General features: G+C 31.4%; 19 protein-coding genes. 5 read left to right on the plus strand and 14 right to left on the minus strand.

Annotation, left to right across the window (positions count from 1 at the left end):
• From IJE13_RS02040 to glmS, 3 genes are all read right to left on the minus strand, one after another.
• Positions 1 to 1333: glycosyltransferase (locus IJE13_RS02040; protein ID WP_292776452.1), on the minus strand; the 1333-nt coding region annotated here is incomplete at its 3' end.
• A 42-nt stretch (positions 1334 to 1375) separates the two neighbouring features.
• Positions 1376 to 2647, minus strand: a complete 1272-nt coding sequence (locus IJE13_RS02045; RefSeq protein ID WP_292776455.1) for a nucleotide sugar dehydrogenase — start codon at positions 2645 to 2647, stop codon at positions 1376 to 1378.
• 27 nt (positions 2648 to 2674) lie between these two features.
• The gene (glmS, locus tag IJE13_RS02050) at positions 2675 to 4540 is read right to left on the minus strand and encodes a glutamine--fructose-6-phosphate transaminase (isomerizing) (RefSeq protein ID WP_292776457.1); all 1866 of its coding nucleotides are present in this window, start codon (positions 4538 to 4540) and stop codon (positions 2675 to 2677) included.
• A 267-nt stretch (positions 4541 to 4807) separates the two neighbouring features.
• Between glmS and IJE13_RS02055 the strand changes: the two genes are divergently transcribed.
• Positions 4808 to 7864, plus strand: coding sequence for a CDP-glycerol glycerophosphotransferase family protein (locus IJE13_RS02055; RefSeq protein WP_292776459.1), 3057 nt, complete (start codon positions 4808 to 4810; stop codon positions 7862 to 7864).
• 39 nt (positions 7865 to 7903) lie between these two features.
• The gene (locus IJE13_RS02060; RefSeq protein WP_292776462.1) at positions 7904 to 9031 is read left to right on the plus strand and encodes a hypothetical protein; all 1128 of its coding nucleotides are present in this window, start codon (positions 7904 to 7906) and stop codon (positions 9029 to 9031) included.
• Positions 9032 to 9044: 13 nt separating this feature from the next.
• On the opposite strand, the gene IJE13_RS02065 is transcribed toward IJE13_RS02060, so the two are convergent.
• The 4 genes from IJE13_RS02065 to IJE13_RS02080 all read right to left on the minus strand — a co-directional run bounded on the left by IJE13_RS02065 (position 9045) and on the right by IJE13_RS02080 (position 14731).
• On the minus strand, positions 9045 to 11732 hold the full coding sequence (locus IJE13_RS02065) for a CDP-glycerol glycerophosphotransferase family protein (protein ID WP_292776466.1): 2688 nt from the start codon (positions 11730 to 11732) through the stop codon (positions 9045 to 9047).
• A 70-nt stretch (positions 11733 to 11802) separates the two neighbouring features.
• A complete protein-coding gene (locus IJE13_RS02070; protein WP_292776468.1) occupies positions 11803 to 12618 on the minus strand; it encodes an acetyltransferase in 816 nt (271 codons plus the stop codon).
• A gap of 39 nt (positions 12619 to 12657) precedes the next feature.
• Positions 12658 to 13950 carry an ATP-binding cassette domain-containing protein gene (locus IJE13_RS02075; protein WP_292776471.1) on the minus strand — a complete coding sequence of 431 codons (1293 nt, stop codon included), beginning with the start codon at positions 13948 to 13950 and terminating at the stop codon, positions 12658 to 12660.
• A gap of 10 nt (positions 13951 to 13960) precedes the next feature.
• Positions 13961 to 14731, minus strand: coding sequence for an ABC transporter permease (locus IJE13_RS02080; protein ID WP_292776473.1), 771 nt, complete (start codon positions 14729 to 14731; stop codon positions 13961 to 13963).
• 257 nt (positions 14732 to 14988) lie between these two features.
• On the opposite strand from IJE13_RS02080, the gene IJE13_RS02085 reads away from it, so the two are divergent.
• Entirely contained in the window at positions 14989 to 16008 is a 1020-nt protein-coding gene (locus IJE13_RS02085; RefSeq protein WP_292776475.1) for a DUF6270 domain-containing protein, read from the plus strand.
• Between the two features lie 2 nt (positions 16009 to 16010).
• Here the strand turns inward: IJE13_RS02085 and IJE13_RS02090 are convergent, their stop codons facing one another.
• The 3 genes from IJE13_RS02090 to IJE13_RS02100 all read right to left on the minus strand — a co-directional run bounded on the left by IJE13_RS02090 (position 16011) and on the right by IJE13_RS02100 (position 19009).
• Entirely contained in the window at positions 16011 to 17033 is a 1023-nt protein-coding gene (locus IJE13_RS02090; RefSeq protein ID WP_292776477.1) for a glycosyltransferase family 2 protein, read from the minus strand.
• A 36-nt stretch (positions 17034 to 17069) separates the two neighbouring features.
• The gene (locus IJE13_RS02095; RefSeq protein ID WP_292776479.1) at positions 17070 to 18092 is read right to left on the minus strand and encodes a zinc-binding dehydrogenase; all 1023 of its coding nucleotides are present in this window, start codon (positions 18090 to 18092) and stop codon (positions 17070 to 17072) included.
• A 146-nt stretch (positions 18093 to 18238) separates the two neighbouring features.
• Complete coding sequence (locus IJE13_RS02100; protein ID WP_292776481.1) at positions 18239 to 19009, minus strand: 2-C-methyl-D-erythritol 4-phosphate cytidylyltransferase; 771 nt, start codon at positions 19007 to 19009, stop codon at positions 18239 to 18241.
• Positions 19010 to 19282: 273 nt separating this feature from the next.
• On the opposite strand from IJE13_RS02100, the gene pyrF reads away from it, so the two are divergent.
• Both pyrF and IJE13_RS02110 read left to right on the plus strand, forming a co-directional pair.
• Entirely contained in the window at positions 19283 to 19930 is a 648-nt protein-coding gene (gene pyrF / locus IJE13_RS02105; RefSeq protein ID WP_292776483.1) for an orotidine-5'-phosphate decarboxylase, read from the plus strand.
• Positions 19931 to 19968: 38 nt separating this feature from the next.
• Entirely contained in the window at positions 19969 to 20508 is a 540-nt protein-coding gene (locus IJE13_RS02110) for a hypothetical protein (RefSeq protein ID WP_292776486.1), read from the plus strand.
• Positions 20509 to 20565: 57 nt separating this feature from the next.
• On the opposite strand, the gene IJE13_RS02115 is transcribed toward IJE13_RS02110, so the two are convergent.
• From IJE13_RS02115 to IJE13_RS02130, 4 genes are all read right to left on the minus strand, one after another.
• Positions 20566 to 21504 (minus strand): deoxyhypusine synthase, encoded by a 939-nt coding sequence (locus IJE13_RS02115; RefSeq protein ID WP_292776489.1) that lies wholly within the window; start codon positions 21502 to 21504, stop codon positions 20566 to 20568.
• A 248-nt stretch (positions 21505 to 21752) separates the two neighbouring features.
• The gene (locus IJE13_RS02120; RefSeq protein ID WP_292776492.1) at positions 21753 to 22676 is read right to left on the minus strand and encodes a CBS domain-containing protein; all 924 of its coding nucleotides are present in this window, start codon (positions 22674 to 22676) and stop codon (positions 21753 to 21755) included.
• A gap of 437 nt (positions 22677 to 23113) precedes the next feature.
• Positions 23114 to 24100, minus strand: a complete 987-nt coding sequence (locus tag IJE13_RS02125) for an ATP phosphoribosyltransferase (protein WP_292776495.1) — start codon at positions 24098 to 24100, stop codon at positions 23114 to 23116.
• 244 nt (positions 24101 to 24344) lie between these two features.
• Positions 24345 to 24800, minus strand: coding sequence for a deoxyuridine 5'-triphosphate nucleotidohydrolase (locus tag IJE13_RS02130; RefSeq protein ID WP_292776498.1), 456 nt, complete (start codon positions 24798 to 24800; stop codon positions 24345 to 24347).
• Positions 24801 to 24805 lie beyond the last annotated feature (5 nt).

The raw sequence follows: 24805 nt of genomic DNA on the forward strand, positions 1-24805 counted from the left end.
GCCTAAAATCATCAAAAGCCTTCTCACTCTCAACCAACTCAGAACGTTCCAAAGAAATCTCATTTAAAGATTCTTCTTTAAATGTACTGAATTCTGATTTTTCATTTAATAATCTATTTGAATCTTCTTCAAAAAATTTTTCCATTTCTTTTTTTATCTTATTGAAAGAATCCTTATCTTGATTAAATTTTAAGGTATCCTGTTTAAGCTTATTTTCCTTTTCATTGAGATTTTTAAGTTTTTCATCATAAAAAGAGTTAAATTCTTCTTTTTTAATTTTCAATTCATTAAGTTTACTTTGAGTTTCTGCCTTTAATAATAAATATTCCTTATTTAATTGAGAATACTTGTTAAGTAAATCTAATTCTTTTGAATTTTTTGAATCAAGAACATTAAGATAAAAACTTTTATTTACATCATTTAAATTAGATAAGAATTCATTGTGTAAGTTAATATTTTCTTTAATTTTTAAAAAGTCGTTAAACATTAAATTCCAATAATCTTCTTTGAAATCTTCATTAATTAATTCATACCATCTTTGTATATAACTAATTTTATAATTAATTAATTCTTCTTTATAAAAATCAACATAATCATATTTTTTAAAAACTTTACAAACAAGGTTTGAAACCTTTATAACATCCAAAAATTTTTCATCCTTATCATAAGTGATTGATTTTTCCCTATATCTCCTTATTGAAGAAAAATTTTCACATACAGATATTTTTTCAGCTGCTAAAATAACTTCCCAAAAGAAGACATTATCCTCAAAGTAAACATCTTGAGGGAATTTAATATCATACTTCTTTAATAAACTATTACGATATAATTTGCCATATACCACAACATTTAATGAAAATACATAATCTTTGATATCTCTATTATTAAAAATCGTTCCCCTAAATTCTTCTGGTAAAAATATATTCTTATAATAATTTTCTCTAATGAACTTATCTTCATTCTCTTCATAACTTTCTACAGAATCAATCAATAAATCCAAATCCTTTTCTTTGGATTCATTATAATATATCAAACATGTATTCAGATCAATCCAATCATCCGAATCAACAAATAAAATATACTCCCCTTTTGCAATATCGATCCCCTTATTTCTAGCCATACTTAAGCCTTGATTGTTTTGATCGATAATAATTATACGATTATCATTTTTAGCATAGTCAGTAAGTATGTTTAATGAATTGTCAGTAGACCCATCATTAATACATATTATCTCAATATCATTTAATGTCTGATTTACAATGCTATCTAAACATCTTTCTAAATATTTCTCAACATTATATACTGGAACAATTATTGATATCTTTGGAAACATTTTGTCACTCATTTGTTAATTTTTAATTCATATAAAAACACATTACTTTTGATTTGATAAATGTATATTCCCAAAATTTAAGAATTTAATTTCCTTTGGAACATTATTCTCTGAGACAATATTTTTTGTATCAAATATTTGTGGGATTTTCATTTTTTTCAAAATAAGATTATAATCCAAATCTTTAAACTCATTATGATCAGTTAAAATTAAAATCAGTGAAGAATCTTCAATTGCATCTTCAAAATTAATACTTTTTTTAGGAATATGAGGGTCATAAATTTTTATTTTTGAACAATTTTTTAATTTATTAATTATTTCATAAGAAGGACTCTCTCTATCATCATCAGAATTTCCTTTATAGGATATGCCAAAAATAGAGATTATAGGTTTTTCATCTTCATTAAGAAATGAACTACTTAAAATTTTTTTAGTTTTATCTACAACAAAATCAGGCATGTTCCTATTAGTATCTCTAGCTAATTTAATAATTTTAGCAGTACTTGGAGCTTGAGAATATATAAAATAAGGGTCTATTGCAAGACAATGCCCTCCAACTCCTGGACCTGGACAATGTATATTAACTCTAGGATGTTGATTAGCTATTTTAATGACATCTAAAGCATTTATTCCTAATTCAAAACAAATCTTAACTAATTCATTAGCTAAAGCAATATTAACATCTCTAAAAGTATTTTCCATACATTTTGACATTTCAGCAATTTTAGATTCTGTTTCTATAATATTCCCCTTAACAAAAATTCCATAGACTTCCGCAGCTTTTTTTGCACATTTTTCAGTTACCCCACCAACAATACGATTATTATATATTAACTCGAAAACCATATTACCCGGTAAAACCCTCTCTGGACAATGAGCAAGATATAAATCCTCACCAATAGTAAAACCTTCTCTTTCAAAAATAGGTTTAATAATATTTTCAGTAGATAATGGAGCCATAGTAGATTCAACAATAATAATATTTTCTTTTTTAACAAATGGAAGAATGGAACTACAAGCAGAAACTACATAACTTAAATCACAAGAAAAATCATTTTTATTAAATGGAGTTGGAACAGTGATAATAAAAACATCCGCTTTTTCAGGTTTATTTTTAGCACAATATGTTCCATTATTTAAACAATTAATTAAAATTTCATTTATTTTTGGTTCTTCGATAGGAACTATACCTTGATTAAGTTTAGTAACTATTTCCTCATTAATATCTACACCAATTACATTACAATTATTGTTAGCAAATAAAGTGGCTGTTGGAATACCAATATACCCCTGACCTACTACACATATATCCATATTATCACCTATGAAAAATAAAAAATATTATTCAACTGTAACACATTTTGCTAAATTTCTAGGCTTATCAGGATCCAAATTACGTGCTACAGATACATAATAACTTAATAATTGAAGCGGAACAATATAAACAAGCGGTGCTAAAACATCATTTACTTCACTATTTATCAAAAATGTATAATCAGATTTCAATACCAAATCCTCATCACCTATTGCCCCAATTCCAATAATATCCGCTCCTCTTGCCTTGACTTCTTCCAAGTTGCTCATGATCTTTTTATGGTCTTCTCCAGGAGGTGCAATCACTACAACAGGGATATTACTATCTATCAATGCAATAGGCCCATGCTTCAATTCTCCACCAGCATAAGCTTCGGCATGGATATAGGAAATCTCCTTAAGTTTTAAAGCACCTTCCAATGCAATTGAATAGGAATAACCACGTCCAATGAAAAACATGTCTTCAACATGCCTAAAGTTCTTATCCAATCCTTTATATGCATTAGGTTTTCCAAGTATTGGCTTTAGATATTTTGGAACCTTATCTAATTTCTTAAACTTATAAGCAAATCTCTTGATTTCATCCTGCTTTTTTAAGACATCTTCAATATAAGCCGGCACTTTTTCCAAATCCTTTAAGATTTCATCTTTTTCTCCGAGCAAACTTGCAAACAAATAGATTGCAACAAGCTGGCTTATATAGGTTTTAGTTGCAGCAACCCCGATTTCAGGCCCTGCTTGAGTGTAAATTGTATAATCCGCCCTTCTGGTTGCAGAACTTCCCCTAACATTAACTATTGCCAAAGTCCTTGATGTTTCATTTGCCACATCCAATGCCTTAAGGGTATCTGCAGTTTCACCAGATTGGGAAATGAATATCACCAATGTCCTTTCATCCAATGAGCTTGCAGAATATTTGAATTCCGATGCGAGCAATACCTCTGTCTGTATTCCTGCAAGTGATTCTATAAGATATTTGCCTGTCATGGATGCATGATATGATGTTCCGCAGGCTACAAAAAGAACCTTATCTATATCTCCCTTAATCTCATCCACTATTGATTTTACCTTATCCCTTTCACTAAGTGTGTTTTTGACAGCAGCTGATTGCTCATTGATTTCCTTTATCATGAAATGAGGATATCCCTCCTTTTCAGCCATATCAGGACTCCAGTCATTGACTTCAATCTCCTTTTCAATAGGCTCATCATCCGCATCAAGGAAACTCACTCCCTCTTCATCAAGAACAACTATTTCACCCTTTTCAAGATAAGCAATATTCTTTGTATACTTTAAAATAGCTGGAGAATCAGATGCAACGAAGAATTCCTCTTCTCCAACACCAACAATAAGAGGGCTGTCCTTACGTGTTGCAACAATACGGTTAGGTTCAGAAACAGTCATAGCGGCTAGAGCATATGCTCCCTCGATAACATTTATTACCTGACGCACGGATTGTGTTAAGTCAAGACCGGTTTTCATATATTTATCTATCAGATGAGCTATCACTTCAGTATCAGTATCTGATACAAATTCATAGCCTTCAGATTCCAGTTTATCTTTAATGGATAAATAGTTTTCAATGATTCCATTGTGGACAATTGCTATGGTTTCATCCTTGTTTAAATGTGGATGTGAATTGGTTTTGCTTGGATCACCATGAGTGGCCCATCTTACATGTGCAATTCCATAATTGCCTTCAAGATCTCTAAGATTAAGTTTGGAATCAACTTCTGCAATCTTACCTGCATCTTTTTTTAGGTTAATCTTGCCTTCACATGCTGTAGCCAGACCTATGGAGTCATATCCACGATACTCCAGTTTAGTAATTGAATCAAATAGAATAGGAGCTACCTTTTCATTTTTTAATACACAACCAACAATTCCACACATAGTATCCCATCAGAAATCATAAGTTGATAAATCAACAATACTCAGAATCTAAAAAAGCAATATATTCCTCAGTAACTTCAGACAAGCATATTATTATTTTAGATAAACCTTTAAAGACCTTAATAATATATATTATCCTAATAAATTAAATATTTTATTATTTTTTAAAAAATTTTTATTTTTTATTTAAACATATATATAAATTTATCGAAATTTATATATAGAAAATTAAATATAATAAAGTTAATAGAATAAAGGAGTTCTTTAATGCTAGAAAAAGAAATTAATAAAGATGTTGAGAATTTAGAATACAATTTTAATAATTATCACAAATCATCCAAAAAATTTAATTTTTCTATTATAATGGCAATTTATAATACTGAAAAATTTTTAGAAGAAGCAATCGAAAGCGTGATTAACCAAACAATAGGTTTTAAAGATAATGTGGAATTAATTTTAGTCGATGATGGAAGTGAAGATGAATCTAGAGAAATCTGCCTAAAATATGTTAATAAATTCCCTGAAAACATCAAATACTTATACCAAGAAAATCAAGGGCAAGCCACAGCTAGGAATAATGGTATGAAAGTGGCAAATGCAAAATACTTAAATTTCTTAGACAGCGATGATAAGCTTGAAAAAAATGCATTAGAACTCATATATAATTTTTTTAAAGAAAACCGACATAAATTGGATATAGTTTCAATACCTATAAAATTTTTTGATCGGCAAACTGGTGACCACATTCTAAATTATAAATATAAAACAACACGAGTTGTAGATTTAATAAATGAACCAGATTATATTCAATTATCTGCTTCAGCATCATTTTTTAAGAAAGAAAGCATAGAAAATTTCATATTCGATCCTGATTTAATCGTATCAGAAGATGCAATATTCTTAAACAAAATTTTATTAAAAAAGAAAAAACTGGGAGTTGTATCCAATACTTGCTATTTCTATAGAAAACGTTTCACTAATGATTCAACAATAGATTCATCTGTAAAAGATAAAGATTATTATTTACAAAGGTCCCAAATCTTCTTCAAAGAATTATTTGAGTATTGTAGAAAAGAATATGGGGAGATATTTGATTTTATAAAATATACAGTAATGTATGATATTCAATGGATTTTTGAAATTAGAAATATTGAAGAAATCTTAGAAACTAATGATTTAATTACTTTAAAAAGATATTTGTATGATTTATTACAAGAAATCGATGATGAAATTATCTTAAACCAAAAATATTATGACAAAAATCTCAAATATACTGTTTTAATATTTAAACATGGAAATCTAGAAACGGAAGTTTTAAAAGAAGAGAACAATGTCAAAAAAATAGTTAATGAAACTGTGATTGACGAACTTTATTATCATAGATTATATATTGATGCCTTTGAAATTCATGAAAACAAATTAACAATTTTAGGATTTTTAAAATCATATTTTATTTACCCTGAGATAAATATCCAGGCAATCCAATATAATCCAATAGAATTCTTAGAATATTGGGAAAAATTTTTTAATGAAAATAAAATTTTATTCATTAAAAGAGACTTTTTAAATAATAAAGGACTCCTCCTTCAAGATGCTTTATTAAATAAAATTGATAAAAATGATGAAAATCTTAAAAAACTACTGGGAATTGGATCCGAATCCGAAATAAAATTTTGCGATTTCATTAAAGAGAAAAATGATGAAATCAAAGATATAGATAATTATTGGAAAACAGAGCATATAAATCAGAAAATTAATAGTAATATTTTTCAGAATAAAGCTTTTTATAATTCTATTTATAATGAAACTTTAAAAAAATTCATTGAAGAAAAAGCAAATATTATTAATTGTGAAAAAATTGAATATCCTTATAGAGAAAGAAAATATCTTGACTTAAATTATACCCCTAACTTTAATTTTGAACTAAAAATTAATTTAAATAAAAAAGAAAAATCTAAAATTTTAATTAGAGTTGTTTATGATTCTTTAAATTTTTATTTAGGTATTGCTCTTACAAACAACTGTAAATTAACTAATGATAGTTTTTACTCTTTGAAAGATGATTATTTAATCAAATTCAAAGAAAACACATTTGAGATATTTGAATATTCCTTGAACCAACATTTAGAATTAGAAGAGTCAAATATAAATTACTTAGAATCAAAAAAAGATTTAACTCTTAATGAGGTTATTAGGTTTAGAAAACACTTTTATTATTCCTTTTTTAAATATTTTAATAGAAGAATTTGGTTTTTTATGGATAGGATAGATAAGGCTGATGACAATGCAGAACATTTATTCAAATATGCAGTAAAACAAAATGATGGAATTGAAAAATATTTTGTAATTTCTAAAAACTCTAAGGATTATCCTCGAATTAAAAAAATTGGAAATGTAATTGTAGCTGGTTCTGAAGAACACAAATTATTATCTTGCTTTGCTGAAAAAGTAATTTCATCACAAGCAGACGATAGCGTTTTAAATCCGTTCTTTGGAAAAAATCAAAAATATTTAAACGGATTATTTTCTGCGAAAATTTATTTCCTACAACATGGTGTAACAAAAGATGATGTTTCTTCATGGTTACATAAATATGATAAATATTTATATTTAATCGTCACCACAGCTAAAGCGGAATATGATTCCTTCTTTAATGAAAATGCCTATTATAATTATGAAAAGTCCATTATCCAACTATTAGGTTTTCCAAGACATGACAACCTAAAAAAATTAGAAGATAAAAAAGAAATTGTTATTATGCCATCTTGGAGAAGGTCACTTCATAATATTAATGATTTAACTTTTAAGAAATCCGAATATTTTAAAGTTTATAATAAACTATTAAATGATGCACAATTAAATGATTTCCTTAAAAATAAAGGATATAAATTAGTATTCAAACCACACCCTAATATTATGAAATATTTACATCTATTCGATAAGGAAGAATCAGTAATATTTGCAGAAAGTAAAGTAGAAGATGAGGATTTATTCACTTATAATAAAATATTTAATCATTCTTCCATGCTTATTACAGATTTCTCATCTGTATCATTCGATTTCGCACTTTTGAAAAAACCTATTATCTACTATCAATATGACAATGATTATCATTTTGATATTGAAGAAGGCTACTTTGATTATGAAACAATGGGATTCGGTGAGGTAGTAAAGAATCACCAAGATTTAGTTGATTTAATAATTGACTATGTAAATAAAAATTGTGATATGAAAGAAGAATTTAAGGAAAGAGTTGACTCATTTTTTGAATTTAATGATAAAAATAATTGTAAGAGAGTATATGACTTTATTTTAAATAATTAAGAATATTAAAGATTTAATAATATTAAAGGTTGTGAACTAATGGAACAATTAGTAGAAACAATAATAAAAATCAATTTTGAGGAGTTAGAACATTTTGATTTTCCTATAGGGTTTAAATTTGGTTTATCAGTTATGTATAAATCTGTGGAATATGAATTCTTAGTCCATTTCAAAAAAAATAGTGATAAAGTTGTATGTTTAGGTTCCGGTAATAAAGCTGATGATGACCCTCATGACAATACAAGACCTTACTTCCATAGATGGAGTTGGAATTTTAATGAATCAACAATATGGTATAACGATCCAACACGTTATTTATCCATTGATTTACCTGGGGCATGGGGTGTTGGACTTAATGATGATTATTATTTAAGAAATATTGGAGAAATTATCGTTAAATTAGTTCATAGATTAAATATGACCGAGAAAAATCTATTTTTCTATGGTAGTTCCATGGGAGGATTTACATCTTTACAATTAGCCACTATGTTTAGAGAATCTACTGCAATAGCAGATATTCCTCAATTTTTCTTTCAGAATCATGTGAGATTTGATCATGTTACAAAATATGCATTTCCAGGATTATCAAAAGAATACATTTTGGAACACTACAAATATAGATTTGATTTTTTAGATATGATAGTGAAAGAGGATTATATCCCAAAAGCCATAATAGTTATTGATTGTTCTGATAGAGATATTAACACACAATATATTGATTTTATTAAAGGAATAAATAAATTACCGAATATTACAAATAAGAAAAATCATATGAAAATCGTGTTTAATTATATAAGTTCACATGCACCATTAGATATTGAAAAAAGCTATTATTTAGTTAATGAAACAACAGCACATAATTTACTTTGTTATTTTGATGAACTCGAGGAATCAGATCTTTTTAAAGAGAATGAACAACTAAAAATTCAAAACAATGAATTTAAAGATGTTTTAATTAAATGGGGGGAAGATTTATATAATTATTCAATAAATGATAAAATTAACTATTTATCCCAAGAACTTAATAAAAAAGAAAATACTATTAATAATCTTAATTTAGAAATTGAAAAACAACAAGAAATTATACAATGCCTCTATTCATCTAATAGTTGGAAAATTACAAAACCCCTCAGAAATATAAAACAATTTTTTAAGAGATTAAAATAAATCTAATGTTTTATTATATAATGTTACTTTTAAGCCACTCATAAACCCTTTTACAATTATTCCTATCATTAAACTTAAAGAAACTATCCACATTCTCTTTAAATCTATCTTCCATTACACAGCCATTGTCCAAATAATCCTCTATCTTTTCAATCAAAGCATCCTCATCACTTATGACTTCACCAAATCCCATGGATTCATAATCGAAATATCCATCATCATAATGATAATCATCATCACTCTGGTAATAGATCACAGGCTTCTTAAGATATGCGAAGTCAAAGAATACAGATGAATAATCCGTAATGAGAAGAGATGAATCTCTAAAAAGATCCTGATAAGAGCCATCTAATGATAAATATACATCCTCACATATATCTATCCAGTCAATGTATCTCATCAATTCAGCATGTGGCTTGAATACTAACTTATAGCCATGATTATTCAGCAACTTATGCAATTTCCTATTATTTAACAAACCCTCCAATGAATTAAAATAATCCGAATTCACAAAGGACTCATCGCTGTCAAATTGGAGCCTCCAGGTTGGCATGAATAATATCCGCTTATTGTCATCACTGTCACTTAAATTGTCAAATCTTGGAAAGCCGAGAACTTGGATGATGTCCTCATCATAATTGTATCCTTCATTCAGGAAGGAATCCCTTTCCAGATCTGAAACGGTTACAATTAGGGAAAGGTTGTTGTTGTATTTCTTTACAAACTTGGAGATGTCATCCTTTGTCACTCCATGCTGCAGGAAGAGCCTTTCACAAGCAAAGAGACCCGCATACAGGTCCCTGTTGTCATGTTCAAAGAAAGGATTGACAAAATCCTCATTGGTAAATGAGCTTATTGCCTTTTCTGCAAAGAGATACAATATCTTATGCTTCAAGCTAGCAAATGGAAGAATGGAACTGCCGTAATCGGCTTTCATTTCCTTAAAGCTTGGGCTGTCCTCATTTACAGCAAAATATTTCTTAACGTCATCCTCTTGATTGATTGCATATTTGAATAGGTGTTTGGCATTGTCATCTGCGAATTGAGGACGATCAGAAAATATCCATATTCTCTTGTTCTTCATAAATGGATATTTGATATAATAAATTAACTTATTTGTTAGAGAAGACCTGTAGAACTTAGGCTTAAGCCTTAAAGCCCTTTTAATGTTGCTGTATTCATATCTTAACATTGATAGATAGCTATGCTTTACAATATGCAATCTTAAGTCCTTGTATAAAACAATATATGGCCCTTTAGGGAAGAATGCGCTATATTCGGATAAGCTCAGATTATGATTGGTTCCAACCAAAGCTTCAAATGAACTTGAATTTGTTCCATCATCATAATCTATTATGAATTCCAGATCACTCTCTTCCCCTTTGGCTAGAGGAATCTTAACATCAAAATTAGTTATATATTTCCATTCATAGCCAAGGCATTTTCTGGTCTTTCTCTCAGGAGTCTTGTATTTGACTTTCCTGCAAATGAACTCCTCAATATTATTATCTGTTTTCTTTAGAACCTTAATGGAATAATCCTCATCATTGAAATTGGATATGAACATTCCTGAAATGTTCAATGTATTCTTCTTTATTTCAACTACATCCAGCCATATCCTGTGAACATTAATGGTATCAATGATGTAATCGCCGGTTTTCTTAATGATGATGCCATTGTCTGATTCGACATGTTCCTTATTGCTGAAAGAATTTAAGTTATCATTATTCATTAAAAACATGAAAAATGATTTGGAATCCTCTTCCATGTTTTCATTGCCTATGACAACATCCTTTTCAATATGATGAATTACAAAATATAGATGTTCCCAAAACTCTTGTATTTCCTCTTCAGTGTCAAAAACCTTCAGATTAGGCACTTTCAATAGCCATTGAAGATCATAGGCCATGAGATATTGGATGAAATCAGGGACCTTTCCATCAAGAGAAAAGGAATAGTCTATGATGTTTTCATAAAAATCAGCCAGCCTGTCAGTGAAATATCCTTTTTTCGCTTTTACATTGTCTACTGTAGAACCTCTAATGCTCCTTTGCCTATAATAGTAATTGCAGGTATCTATAACGCCATATCTTTTCTTATCCAACAATATCTTATTGATTATCAAGGCATCCTCAAGGTTTACAAGATCTTCATCAAACTCATGACCCACAAAGGATTCTGCTTTAATGAAAGAGGATGAGGATGATAAAAGAGGATTGTTAGGTTCCTCCAATAAGTCAATGATTCTGTTTCCCTTATCAAACTTATTGTTTAAGCGATGAGGGCCTTCAGCCCTTTCAAAAAGAATCATTGGAATGGCTAAAACATCAATTTCATCAATATGATTTTCAAAGAACCTATAGACTTCCTCAAGAGTATTTTCAGAAATGTAATCATCACTGTCCAGGAAGTTCAAATATTTGCCTTTGGCATATTTCAGCCCAAGGTTACGCGCACTTGCCTGCCCGCCATTTTCCTTTGATAAAAAAAGAATATTATTAGGGTATTTTTCTGCGTAAGCTTTAGCAATGTCCTTAGATTTGTCAATACTGCCATCATCAACAAGGATCAATTGGACATTTTCCTCGAATCCAATTGTTTGATTTATGATTGAATCAATGGCTTCATTCAAATATTTCTCAACATTATAAACAGCCATGATAATTGAAAATTTGAATTGGTAGTTTGATTTCTCATTCATCTAAAAACATCCCATATTTAGACTTTCAAGTGAAAAAATAGAAAAACATTTAAAAAAAATAGATCATAACCTAAAACTTCTTAATGGAAAACCTGTTTTTACGCTTGTTTCTTACAAAGAGCTTTTGAATAAACTCTAACCTATCCTCTACAGGCAAACTTTTAAGTATACTGTCAATATTTTCCATTGCTAAAGTTTCATTTCTTACAAAATCATAGATAAATAAATCTGTATCATAGATTGAATTGATTTCAGTATCTTCGGTTGTAAATACCCCCACAAAGTTTTTTGTGAAAAATACGTCTTTCTCAACGGTTACAACTGGGTTTCCCATCACATAAGTGTTTGAATAAACAGTAGCATATGGATGAATGAAACTACGAACCCCTACAATAGCTCCAGAACCTATCTTAACTCCTCTTGAAATATAAGTGAAATGATCAATCCATACATGATCTCCAATAAAGACGCTTTCTGAGTAATTAATTCTTTCTTTAGTATTCATATCATAAATCGGATAAGTGTCTATTGTTCTTACAAAGACATCATTTCCAATTACATTATCCTCTCCAATAATTAGATTTTGGGATTCTTGAACATTAATCTTAAAAGGAGCTCCTAATTCATTGTTTTTTCCAATGAAAATAGTTGAATCATGACGCACATAGACCTCTAAAACATAATCATTATCAGTGAAAGACAAATAAACTATAGAATTGTTTCCAACAAAATTTATATTGGAATTCTTCAATTTAATGCCAGAATCACAATAGAATATGTTATTTACACCATAGAATTTTATTTCAGACTTTTCTAATGTAATTTCCCCAATTACTTTATTTTCCTTTAAATTTTTTATATCTTCAGGATTTTTTACTGTCTCCATACCAATCCAATCCCTAAAATAACTAATCTTAAATTAAAATTACCTAAATCTAATATCCTTTAATTGGTCTTTAGTTGCCTTTTCAGCATCTTTAAGGTAATGATTACATACTTCATTAACTTCTCCAATTTCTACTATCCTTCCCTGATCAATCCAAATAGCTTTGTCACATAATTGTCTTATCTGCGGAATTGAATGAGAAACAAGTAGAACTGTAGTACCTTTATCCATTAAAGATCTGATTTTATCACTACTCTTTTTTTGGAAATTTACATCTCCAACACCAAGAACTTCATCAATAATTAATATATCAGGTTCTACAATGGTGGCTATTGAGAATCCTAATTTTGCAAGCATACCTGAAGAATAGTTCTTCACTGGAAAATCAATGAACTCTCCGAGTTCAGAAAATTCAACAATTTCATCATATTTTGACTCAAGGAACTGTTTGTCATATCCTAAAATAGCTCCATTCAAGTAGATGTTTTCACGACCGGAATAATTGTGGTCAAAACCTGCTCCTAAAGCAAGCAAAGGTGAAATCCTACCATAAGTCTTAACCTCACCAGTTTCTGGTGGATAAATACCTGTAATAACATTTAAAAGAGTACTTTTTCCAGCACCATTATAACCGATGATGCCTACCTTCTCTCCTTTATAAATTTTAAAGCTAATATCTTTTAAAGCTTGAAAATGAGTCCTTTTCTCCTTATTCCGTTTTATTGTACGAATGACATACTCCTTAAGATTGTCAATCTTATCATTTCCAACTTCAAAGCTTAAGGAAATGTTTTTTACTTCTATGGACAAATCCTTATTATTCTCAGGAATTAGATCCGCTATAAGCGAATCAACATTTTGCTTAGGCTTTTTAACATTATTCCCATTCTCTTCAATCTTAGAACTTTCATTATTTTGATTCTGATTTTGATTCTGATAAATTGGAACTTCCTTTTTAACTACTTCCTTATTTTTAAATGTTGGTTTGGCAAGAGGTTTTTCCAAAGTCTCACTTTCCCTATTTTGAACATGAATAGGGACAATTACATCATCATTATCCTCTTCAATGAATCTTTTAACATTTCGAGCATTATTTTCTTTTCTTCTTTCTTCTCTTGCTTTTCTCTCCAGTCTTTTTAAGGTTATTTCCGCTTCCTCTTCAGTCATATTGTACCTGTTCATCAACTCAAGCTTAGCGTTAATTCTTCTCTCCAAAATCTTATCTGCATTAACATTTGGACTATTTAAAGCTCTATTAGAGGTTTTCGGATTATTGACGGAATCCCAGTCTACAGTTTTTCTAAATTTAGGATTTTTCCTTTTTTGACTCATTCAACCCCTCCTAGAATTTTAATGTGAGTTTTTTCTCATATTTCTTAAAAACAATTACACCAAGCACTAAAATAATTGCAGAAAGAAGAACTAAATTTATCATATTCATTATATCAGGCATTGTTCCCCAAAGCACAAGATGTCTAAATTGATCTATTACCCAAAATACAGGATTTAATATCATATACTGATGAAAAGGTTCTGGAATAATATCCATAGGATAAAATATTGCTGAAGCATACATTAACATATATGTAATGACCCCCCATAGATGTTGAATATCTGAGAAATATACACATAAAACTGCTAATATTAAACCAATACCAGTAATCATAAATATTAAAGATATGATAGGAATGATTGCAATTATAGAAGTTAGAAAATGGAAAGGTGCTTTTGTAACAATCATTACTCCAACTAAAATTATTAAAGTAATAATGAAGTTAATAAATTCAGAAATAACCGCACCTAATGTAAAAACAAATTTTGGAGCAGCAGTTCTCTTCAAAATATTAATGTTTCCTTTAAGAGATCTCATAGATACATTAGTTGAAGCATTAAAGAAATCAAAAATACATTTTCCAGATAATAAATATACTGGATAATTTTCAATACTACTACCAAATAAATTAGAAAAGATGATAGTTAATAAAATCATTATAAGCAATGGTTTTAAAACACTCCATAAAATCCCTAATACAGAACCTTTATACTTCACTGCAAAGTTCTTTTTAATTATTTCCTCTAATAGAAAAAGAGCATTGTCATTTATCAAATTCATGGAATTCACATTTTTCATTAATTTTATTAAGATATTCATTAAGTTTTTAAATTCTTTTTTATTATATTTAAATTTATATTATCTAATATATATTATTTAATAATTTTTAAAAATTCAAAACTAACATAATAATAAGAATATTAAAAAAATGCAAATTAGTAATAATTAACTTTAAAAAGAAAAATATATAAAAAATATGTATATCTATAATTTTAAGCTAAATAATAACTTTTTTAAATATTTTTAATGGTGTCCTAATGGTTAGCAGATTTACAGTTTTTGGTTCATGCACCTGTAGAGATGTCTTTTATAGTGGAATAAACAAAAACTATAAGGATTTCTTTGAAATTGGCCCTACAGGTATTAGATTATCCTTCATAAGCATCATGCAAGAACCTGTAGAGTTTGAGGAAGAGGATGTAGTTTTATTTCCAAAAACTGGAAAAAACATTAACTTCACCATTTGGATCAAAAAGGATTTTGAAAAGAAATTCCTTGAAGATTTGAAAAGGGAAAACTTCGAATATCTTCTTATGGACACTTATTATGACACTAATTTTGGAATAGTTGATATTGGAAACAGCAGATATGTCACAAATAATATTCGTTTGAATGAAACTGCATTTTATGAAAAACTGGAATATAAGAGAGTCTTGACCATCTATGACAATACAGAAGAGTATTTTGAAATATGGAAAAGACATTGCGACATGTTCTTTGAATTTATGAAGGAAAACTGTCCAGATACTAGAATAATCTTGAATCCCAGCAGACATGTCTATCGCAAATTGGCTGAAGACGGTTCAGTCATAGAATCTGAAAGATTCAAAAGGGAATGTGACAAGTTCAATCAATACAGAGACCTTCTTGATGAATACATAATCAAAAACTTTGATGTGGAGGTCTTATATTTCGATGAGGATACAGTAGCCAGTGAAAACCATTTCTGGGGATGCTCTTCCCTTCATTATGCAAGCCAATACTTTGAGGGAATTAACGACCAATTGAATCTGATCATTGAACGGGACAAAAGCAATGATGAAAAAGCCAATGAAGAGTTGAGAAAGGAAAAAAGAGAAAAGCTATTGGCCATAATCGAAAAAAGAAAGGAAGAAAGAAAAAGAAAGGCAGCCAAAGATAGGGAAAAACAGATTTTAAGAAAAGTCAAGAACAAGATCCAAACCAATAGAAGAAGCCATACAAGAAAATTGGTGGAAGACTCTACAAAACGTGTTGAAGTTGAAAAAGCAGCAAAAATAGAAAAAGTTGAAAAATAATCCTAAATCCTATTCTTAAACCTTTTCCATAGTTTATAATAAACATCAGGACTCAATGAAAACAGAACCACCTTCAGTTTGAACTTCCAATCCTCTTTTGAATAGACCTTGAACTCTTTTAATTTATTGAACAAGTCAAGCTCGTCCATTTTTTTAAATATCTCATCCTTATCGTAATCGTTGTAGAAGAAGTAGTTCATATTGCCTAATATGAACTTAGGGATTCTGGAATGAATCAGTTTTTCACTTAAGTCAGCAAAGACAGGATGGGAAAACTCATTGAAATAACCATAAAGCCCTTCAAATAGCTGAACAGATTCCAACCTATCTAAAGAGCTGAATCTGCTGATTGAATCTTCCTCCTGATAATAGTAATATGTGTATTTGTTAACGAATTTCACATCATCACAATTAGACAAGTATCTTATTGCAAATTCAGTGTCTTCACCATAATTGAATTCTTCATTGAATCGGATATTATTTTTTAAAATGATCTCTTTTTTATACAATAGCAATACAAAGGAAAATGGAATCTCCATAAGCATTTCCATATTTATCATATCAGTTGCTTTAAGAACATGATCATTCCTTATGGATAATTCTATAATGGGATCGAACCTATCCACCTTAAAGTCAAACAGGTTTCCTTCATCATCCACCTTCAATCCCTTTAGAAAAACAGAATCATGACCTTTAATATTATCATAGAATGTTGAAAGATGGTCTTCCCTGACAATATCATCACTGTCAATGAAAACTATATGATCGCCATTTGCCTTTTCCAAACCTCTGTTTCTTGAATATCCAGGTCCCCTATTGGTTTCATTGACAATCAATTGATAAGGGATACTTGAATTTTCCAATGTCTTGACAATGGTATCTGCAGTATTGTCTGTGGAATTGTCATCTATGAAAACAATTTCAAAATCCTTGAAGATCTGATTTGATAATGAATGAATTAGTCTTTCTATCGTATTTGAAGAGTTATAGCTAGGCACTATAACGCTTAATCTTATTTCACTCATTTAAATCACTAAATCATATTATTAAAAAAAAAAACTTTAGATTTCCCATTTCATGATGGTCTTTCCAAAGCGGATGTTCTTATCTGATTCAAAGGCATGGTTTATGTCGCTTAAGGTGTTTATTTCAATCACTTGTGTAATAAGACCCTCAAGATAATGGACCATATCATCATTTTCCTCAAGGAGCTCAATCACTGCCTTGAAGTCTTCCCTTGTGCTTCTGTTGGTACCGAATATCCTAAGTCCCTTTTCCAGTATCTTTCTTGTATTTACTGAAATGTTGATCTCTGAGACTCCCAAAAGGGATACTGTTCCTTCAGGATTGATTGTTTCGATTATCTGGTCGATTGCATCATTTGCACTTGATGTTCCCACACATTCGAAGGCATGGTCTATGCTGATGTCATCTGGAACCTCGCTTGCCAAGTACCTTTTGTCTGCAAAGGTGAACATGCTCAGCTTTTCCTCATGCATCCCTATTGCAATAATTTCAGACTCTGGAAACATGATCTTCAGGCAAAGGGATGTTATATAGCCAAAGCTTCCGTCTCCCCAAACTGCAATTGTGTTTCTTCGATTGTGGGAAAACTCTAAAAACCTGCTTATTGCATGAACGCTTACGGAAATAAGCTCAATGAATGAAGCAACCTCAAGATTTATGTCATCTGGAATCCTGATCAATCTGTCTGCTGTAAGGGAAACATACTCTTCCATGAAGCCGTCTGACCCGCTTGAGCGGAATTTACTTGAAGGCCTGTAGTTTTCCCCTATGACCTTATCCTGGACTTTTGGGAGATTTGGAATCATGACGACATTGTCTCCAACATCAAATGTTCCTGTATTGTCCTTTACGATTCTTCCTACAGATTCATGAATCAACGCCATAGGCAACTTCTGTTCAATGACCTCAGGTGCCCTTTTTCCATAATAATACCTTTGGTCTGCCTTGCAGATGGAAAGATATGTAGGCCTTACTATGACTCCCTTTTCCAGATTCAAATCCGTATAGACCTCTTCCAATAGCTTCGGAGCCACCAATCTATATACAATGTTTATCACAATTTACCCCCACTAATAACACATATGCCTTAAACCTAAACTCAATTACAAAATTCTTTTCTTATTCAACCTAATACCATTTTAAAGAAAATAATTAATCACTCATGCTGAATTAAATAAATACTATCTTTTAATAAAACAATCAATCAGTCAGTGCTGAAATCATATAGATTAACTGTCTGTTCACCTGATTCGGCATCAGAGACATTCAATTTGGCATCCTTGATGATGCTGTTAGCCACCTTCAGGTCATAAGGATAGGTGATCTTTATATTGAAGACCTCTCCCTTGACAATGGCCACCTCTTCGCCATTCAATATCAATATCTTTGCAGCATCAGTCAAATACTTCTTATCTTCATCTGACAGCTTTTCATAACATTCCTTAAGCTTTAGAATCCTGAATGTCTGAGGGGTCTGGCCCTGATACATGCAATTCCTGTTTGGAATGTTGGAAATGATTCCATTGTCTTCAGATACGACAATGGTGTCTGTCGCTGGAATTACAGTGTCGCATGCCCCAACTTCCAATGTCTTTTCAATGTTCTCCATGATAATCCTATGTGTGAGGAAAGGGCGTACGGAATCATGGGTTATGATTATGTCGTCCTCATCTATTTCATAGTTCTCTTCAATATAATGGATTGCATTCATGATTGTGTCATTACGAAGCTCTCCACCTTCAATCACAACAATGTTGGTGGAATTCGGGAAATACTGATTGATCAAGTCCTTTGTATGGTTCAGCCAATACTTATGGCATAAGACAATTATCTGGTCAATCTTGCTGTTCAAGGAAAACTTTTCAACAGTCTGAATGATTATTGGCTTATCCCCCAATTTCAAGAACTGCTTAGGCTTGTCAACCTCACCCATTCTGTTTCCGGCACCACCAGCCAGAATAGCTGCAAAAATCATCTTTCTTCTCCTAAATGTCATGATTTATAGCCTTCATAAATTTGTTTTTAAAACAAGAAAAACTAGGTTTCTTTCCAAAATTACCCTATAACAAATTTAATTAAACTATCAACTAAAATCAACTAAATTATTATATAATAATCTTATTTTATTATTATAAAAATTTAACTATGTTAAAAAGATTGATAGAAAAAAGTAAATTGTTTAAAAACAATAATAATTAAATTTAATAAAGAATAAACTATAATTAGACAAGATTAATAAGTGATAAATATGGATGTGAAGAACAATATCATACTTGCAATGGACTTAATGGACTTGAAGGAAGCGGAAAGGGTATGCGAATCAATAAATGAATACATTGACACAATCAAGATAGGTTATCCATTGACCCTTGCAGAAGGATTGTCAGCCATAGGATTCTTCAAGGACAACTTCAATTATAAGGTCATTTGCGATTATAAGGTGGCAGACATTCCTGCAACCAATGAAAAAATAGCTGACCAGACCTTTGATGCCGGTGCAGATGCAATCATCTGCCATGGATTCGTAGGTCCTGACAGTGTGGAAGCCTGCATGGAATCTGCAGAGAACCATGGAACCGATGTGTTCCTCCTTACTGAAATGTCCCACCCTGGAGCGGTCAAGTTCCTGCAGAAGGATGCAGATGAGATTGCAAGAATGGGGGTCAAGATGGGAATCGACAACTATGTGGCACCATCCACTAGACTCGACAGACTGTCTGAAATAAGGGATATCGTTGGAAAAGGGGCATTCATCATATCTCCAGGAGTCGGAACCCAAGGGGGAGACCCTAAGGAAACATTGAAGTATTCTAATGCATTGATCATTGGAAGGTCAATCTACAATGCGGAAAACCCTAAAAGGGCAACTGAAGATATTATTGATTCCATTAAATAAAAAAAAAAAAAAGAAAATAATTTTATTAAGGTGTAAAATTGTTTAATATTGTTCTGGCACTTTCATATTTCCTCTCCGGCTTTTTCATGAAGCTTTCAGATGATTTCTATGATGAAAAGTCCAATGTGAGAAAAGCCATTTTTCTTGGAATAGTCTGCGGTCTCTTTACAGCATTGGCATGCTCAATCGACTTGGATGCGACCTGCATCTTCATAGCCATTCTAATCGGAAACATATTTGCCTTAAAGGTAGATGGAATTCATCATATCGCCACCATGGCCTCATTTATCATAGCATTCATATTGCTTGGATTACCGAATTTCACATTACTATCCGTTATCACAATAATCATCTGCATGGTCGGAGCCATGATTGATGAGCTTGGAAATGACAATGAGAAGATCTATGAAAAAGGCAAGTTCCTTGAGACTTTCTTTGAATATAGATGTGCATTGAAAGTAGTGATTCTGCTCCTTGTTTTATTCGGCTTATTGAATATCTGGAGCTTTATCTATTTCATATGCTTTGAGTTTGCCTATGAAATAGCCAGATTCTTGTTTGAAAAATATATTTTATGAAAATAGATTAAAATTAATGAAAAATAAAAAAAGAAAGATTAAGTTTTCACCATAAGCTTAATCTTTAATTCTATTAAGCGCATCAGCAACTATCAATGGGAAAATGATAGTCACATCACCAATCACAGTCACCAAATCGGAACCATGCTTTGCCTTGGACCATGACTTGGCTTCCTCCAATGGAGCGCCGCTTAAGCTTCCTGTCTCAGGTCTGTCCATGGTTATCTGAAGACCTGCATCTATTCCCCCCTTCAAAAGGTTTGAAGCAAGTGTATAATGCTTTGGAAGACCTCCGCCCAACATGACGGCACCTATCTTTTCAGACTCGAATACAAGGTCAGACAAGTAATGCATGTCTCCAACCGCATCCACTACAAGCTTGTGGTCCTGTGTGAACATCCATAACTGAAGGCCGAACATGCTGTCAATAAGCCCTGGAGCAAAGATGGAAACATCATTCAATGCAGCCTGCCTTAAGATGGAATTCTCATCATCAATCAATAGTCCCACTTCCCTTAAGAGCCTTTGAATGGAAATGATTCCATTGTCTTCATCGTTATCCAACTTTTCAGATATTATCTCAAATATCTTGATTATCTCAGTTTCAAATACTTCAAAGTCCTCTCCTTGGGTATAGACATCTGCTATCCTTCCTATTCCAGCATCATTAAGCTCCTCATCATTTGAACCTAAATCACGATAATGCCTTCCACCAAATGCTTCAAGGAGATCATGGGTGATGTTAGCTCCGCTTGTAATCAGAACCTTGATTCTTTTCTCTCTGATCAAGTCTGCCACAATATTTCTAATTCCACCGGGAACCAATGGACCTCCCAAGCTCATGAATATGTCCATATCCTCATCATTTATCATATCCACAAGCAGATTGGAAGCTCTTGCAACTCTTCCGGCTCCCAATACTCCTGACTTGTCAAACTGTTCAATCAGTTCTGAGACAGTCATGTCCTTCTTTAATTTCAATTGATCAACTTTCATACAATCCAAACTCAAAATAATTCTAAAAATAGTTTATCTAATAAGATATAGTACTTTAAAATAAATAAAGTTTAATGAAAAAATAAGAAAAAATAGACTAAAAGATAAAAAAATAGTTAAATTATTATCAACTAGTGAAAAGAGTTTTGGTCAAGGTTTTTGACCGAAGGTCAAAAAGCTTGAATAATACTCCAACTAGTGAAAAGAGTTTTGGTCAAGGTTTTTGACCGAAGGTCAAAAAGCTTGAATTAAATCTCATCTTCCAGATTGTTGTCATTCAACAATGGGAAATTCTTCAGATTGGTAATTGTCTCAATGAGGTCGGTACGTGTGACAACACCGATTGGAGTGTAGTCATCATCAACCACAATCAGTCTGCTAATACCAAACTTATACATCTTGTAGACTGCAGTGGCTATCTTTGTATCCTTGTCAATGAAGAACAGTCTCTTGGACATTATGTCCCTGACATCCTCATTTTCCTTTCCTTCAGCCAATGCCTTTACAATATCCACCAATGAAACCATACCAATGGCCACGCCTTCAGTGATTACTGGAGCCCCATCGATATTGTTTTGTGAGAGCAAGTGAGCCGCATCCTTGATTGAATCACCTGGCTTAAGGTAAATCAAATCCAAGGTAGCAATGTCATAGACTGAGTTTTTAGGAATGCTTCTTATTGTGCTGATATCCAATAGCAAAATGTTATCCATATCGTCTCTTCCTACGATTTCCCCTATTATACCTAGGTTATTGACAGGGGTAGGTCCCACACGGATAATGTCTCCCAAATGGAGATCCTTAATGCTTCCCAAAACCTTTATGACTGCTTCACATTCACCAGGATGTGGAACGCTTGTAAACTCAATCTTAGCTACTGAAACATCCTCCAACTTTTTGTTTTCCTTATAGACAGGAACCTTAGCGCTGCTGTCTGTAAAGGATATGTTTAAAGTATGGTATGCTTCAATAGTAGGCTTATAGCCACCACGAGGTCCTGGCACACCTTTTACAAGACTTAAACTTCTAAGGGATTGCATCTGATTTCTGATTGTCCCTGGGTTTCGGTTCATCACTTCAGCAATGTCCTCACCCTTGATGGACTTTCCATCAGAATTCTGATACAAATTGATTAAAGTCTGTAAAATTTCCTTTTGTACAGAAGTTAACATTTTAGACACCAAAAAGTAAAAATATAAGCATTTTATTATTAAAACACTTAATCGAATTAATTTAACAGCCCGATTTTGAAAATATCATTATAAATTAAAAATCATAATGATAAATTCAAATAAATTATAATGATTTATCATAATTTAACATTATTATTTACTGATTTATACATTATTATATAAAAAGATATTGATTTTCTATTAAAAATCATTACAAATTATAATTAATTATCATGTTTTTAATGCATAATTCTTAATTTATAATGAAAGATTAATAATAAATAATAAAATAAGGAAATTTAAAAAAGTAAAAAAAGAAATTCTGGAATCAAATCCAAAAAAATAGAAAAAATGAGAGAAAGAATTTCTGGAATCAAATCCAGAAAAAGAAAATAGAAAAAATAAAAAAGAAATTCTGGAATCAAATCCAGAAAAAATTAAATAACATATTGCTTTACATCACTTCTAATAACAGAAGAAGCCCCTAATTCCTTAATTCCATCCAACATTTCAGGGAAATGGTTTTTAGGAATCAATACATTAATCTGTGAAAAGCTTGATCCCTCATTTACGGTAGGCTCTGCACTGCAGAACTTGTTTTCAACCAAATAGTTACAGACCTTTTCCACAGAATCGTTTGCAATGTTGAACTTCACATCGAAGTATTTTCTTGCTGTTACAGCACCCAATAGCTGTTCATAGATCATTTTTGCCTTTACCATCTTCTCTTCGTCACAGCTTATGCCGGCATATAATCCTGCTGAAGAATGTAAAATGGTTTCAAGCTCCTTAAGGCCTGCCTTTCTTAAGCTGCTTCCTGTTTGGGTGTTGTCGACAATCAAGTCTGCGCCTTTTGCAATATAGACTTCAGTGGCACCATCTGAATTGATAACCTGAACCTTCTTGTTGTCTCCATCTCTTAGCCCTCTCACTTGAACATATGGAACCGCATCTCCATAGATTTCCTGATATGCCTCATTTTCCATGATGTACTTTCTGGTTAGGTTAGGATATTCTGTAAAGCATAAGATAGGCTTATCCCTGTCCTTATTCTCCCTGAAGACCTGGGATAGGTTTTCATAAGGGGATTCCTTAGGAACAGCCACAATCAGACGGGTCTCGCCATAATTCAAATCTCCGATTTTAACTATGTCATTGTCGCTTAAGACAGACTCTTCTTTAACCCAATCCTCACCGACAATAGCTATGTCAACCATTCCCCTATTCAATTCAACAGGAGTACTTTGAGGACGAGTCAAATAAGCGCTTATCTCATCATCGTTAAGGATATTGATTTCATAGGATTCGTTTCCAGGTTCATATCCCCTTACTTCATAACCTGCATCAACGAATAACTGATAAGTGTTTCCTCTGTTTACATTATTCAAGCTGCCTTTAGGCAAGCCAATTGTTATTTCCACCATAATATCCACCAAATTAATTGAAAATATATTTAAAATTCATTATTATAAAATTTGAAAGCAAAGAAATTATTTTTAAAATAAGTTGCTATTATAATATTTAAAAATTAAATATATAAAACTATTCTTTAGATGTTTAAAAAAGATATAAAAAATAAGTAAAAATAGATAAAAAAAGTTTATATATAATCATTCAAATGAAAAATTTTTGGTCCAGGTTCTGTGAACTGAAGTTCACGAATCTGGGTTATTCCTCTTCCTGATAGGAACCGTTATATTCGCCGGACCCTTCCACTGGAAATACAACTGCCTGAGCTATCCTATCCCCTGACTTTATCTTGTAATCGTATTCTCCATGATTGTAGATCATAAACATCAAGGTTCCATAGAATCCAGGGTCTCCGACTGCTGTCTGAACGGAAACGAAAGACCTAAGCAAGGTAGACCTTGGCAAATAGAGCATGGTATAGCCTTTAGGAATCTTCACCTTGCGCTTTATGGAAGCCAAATATGCAGTATGAGGCTTTAAGGTATAGATTGGCCCTTCCAAAGCTTCAATCTCAGGAAGGTTCTTCTCATTGTCAATCAATGACCCTTCAGATTTTTGGATGAAAATCTCATCAAGCTCCAAATCGATTCCAGATGGCTGGACCAAATCCTCAAAGTCCGGAAAAAGTTTCTTAAGTTCAATTTCACCAAGCATAATAT

The organism is Methanobrevibacter sp., from assembly GCF_017410345.1.
Taxonomy (GTDB): domain Archaea; phylum Methanobacteriota; class Methanobacteria; order Methanobacteriales; family Methanobacteriaceae; genus Methanobrevibacter.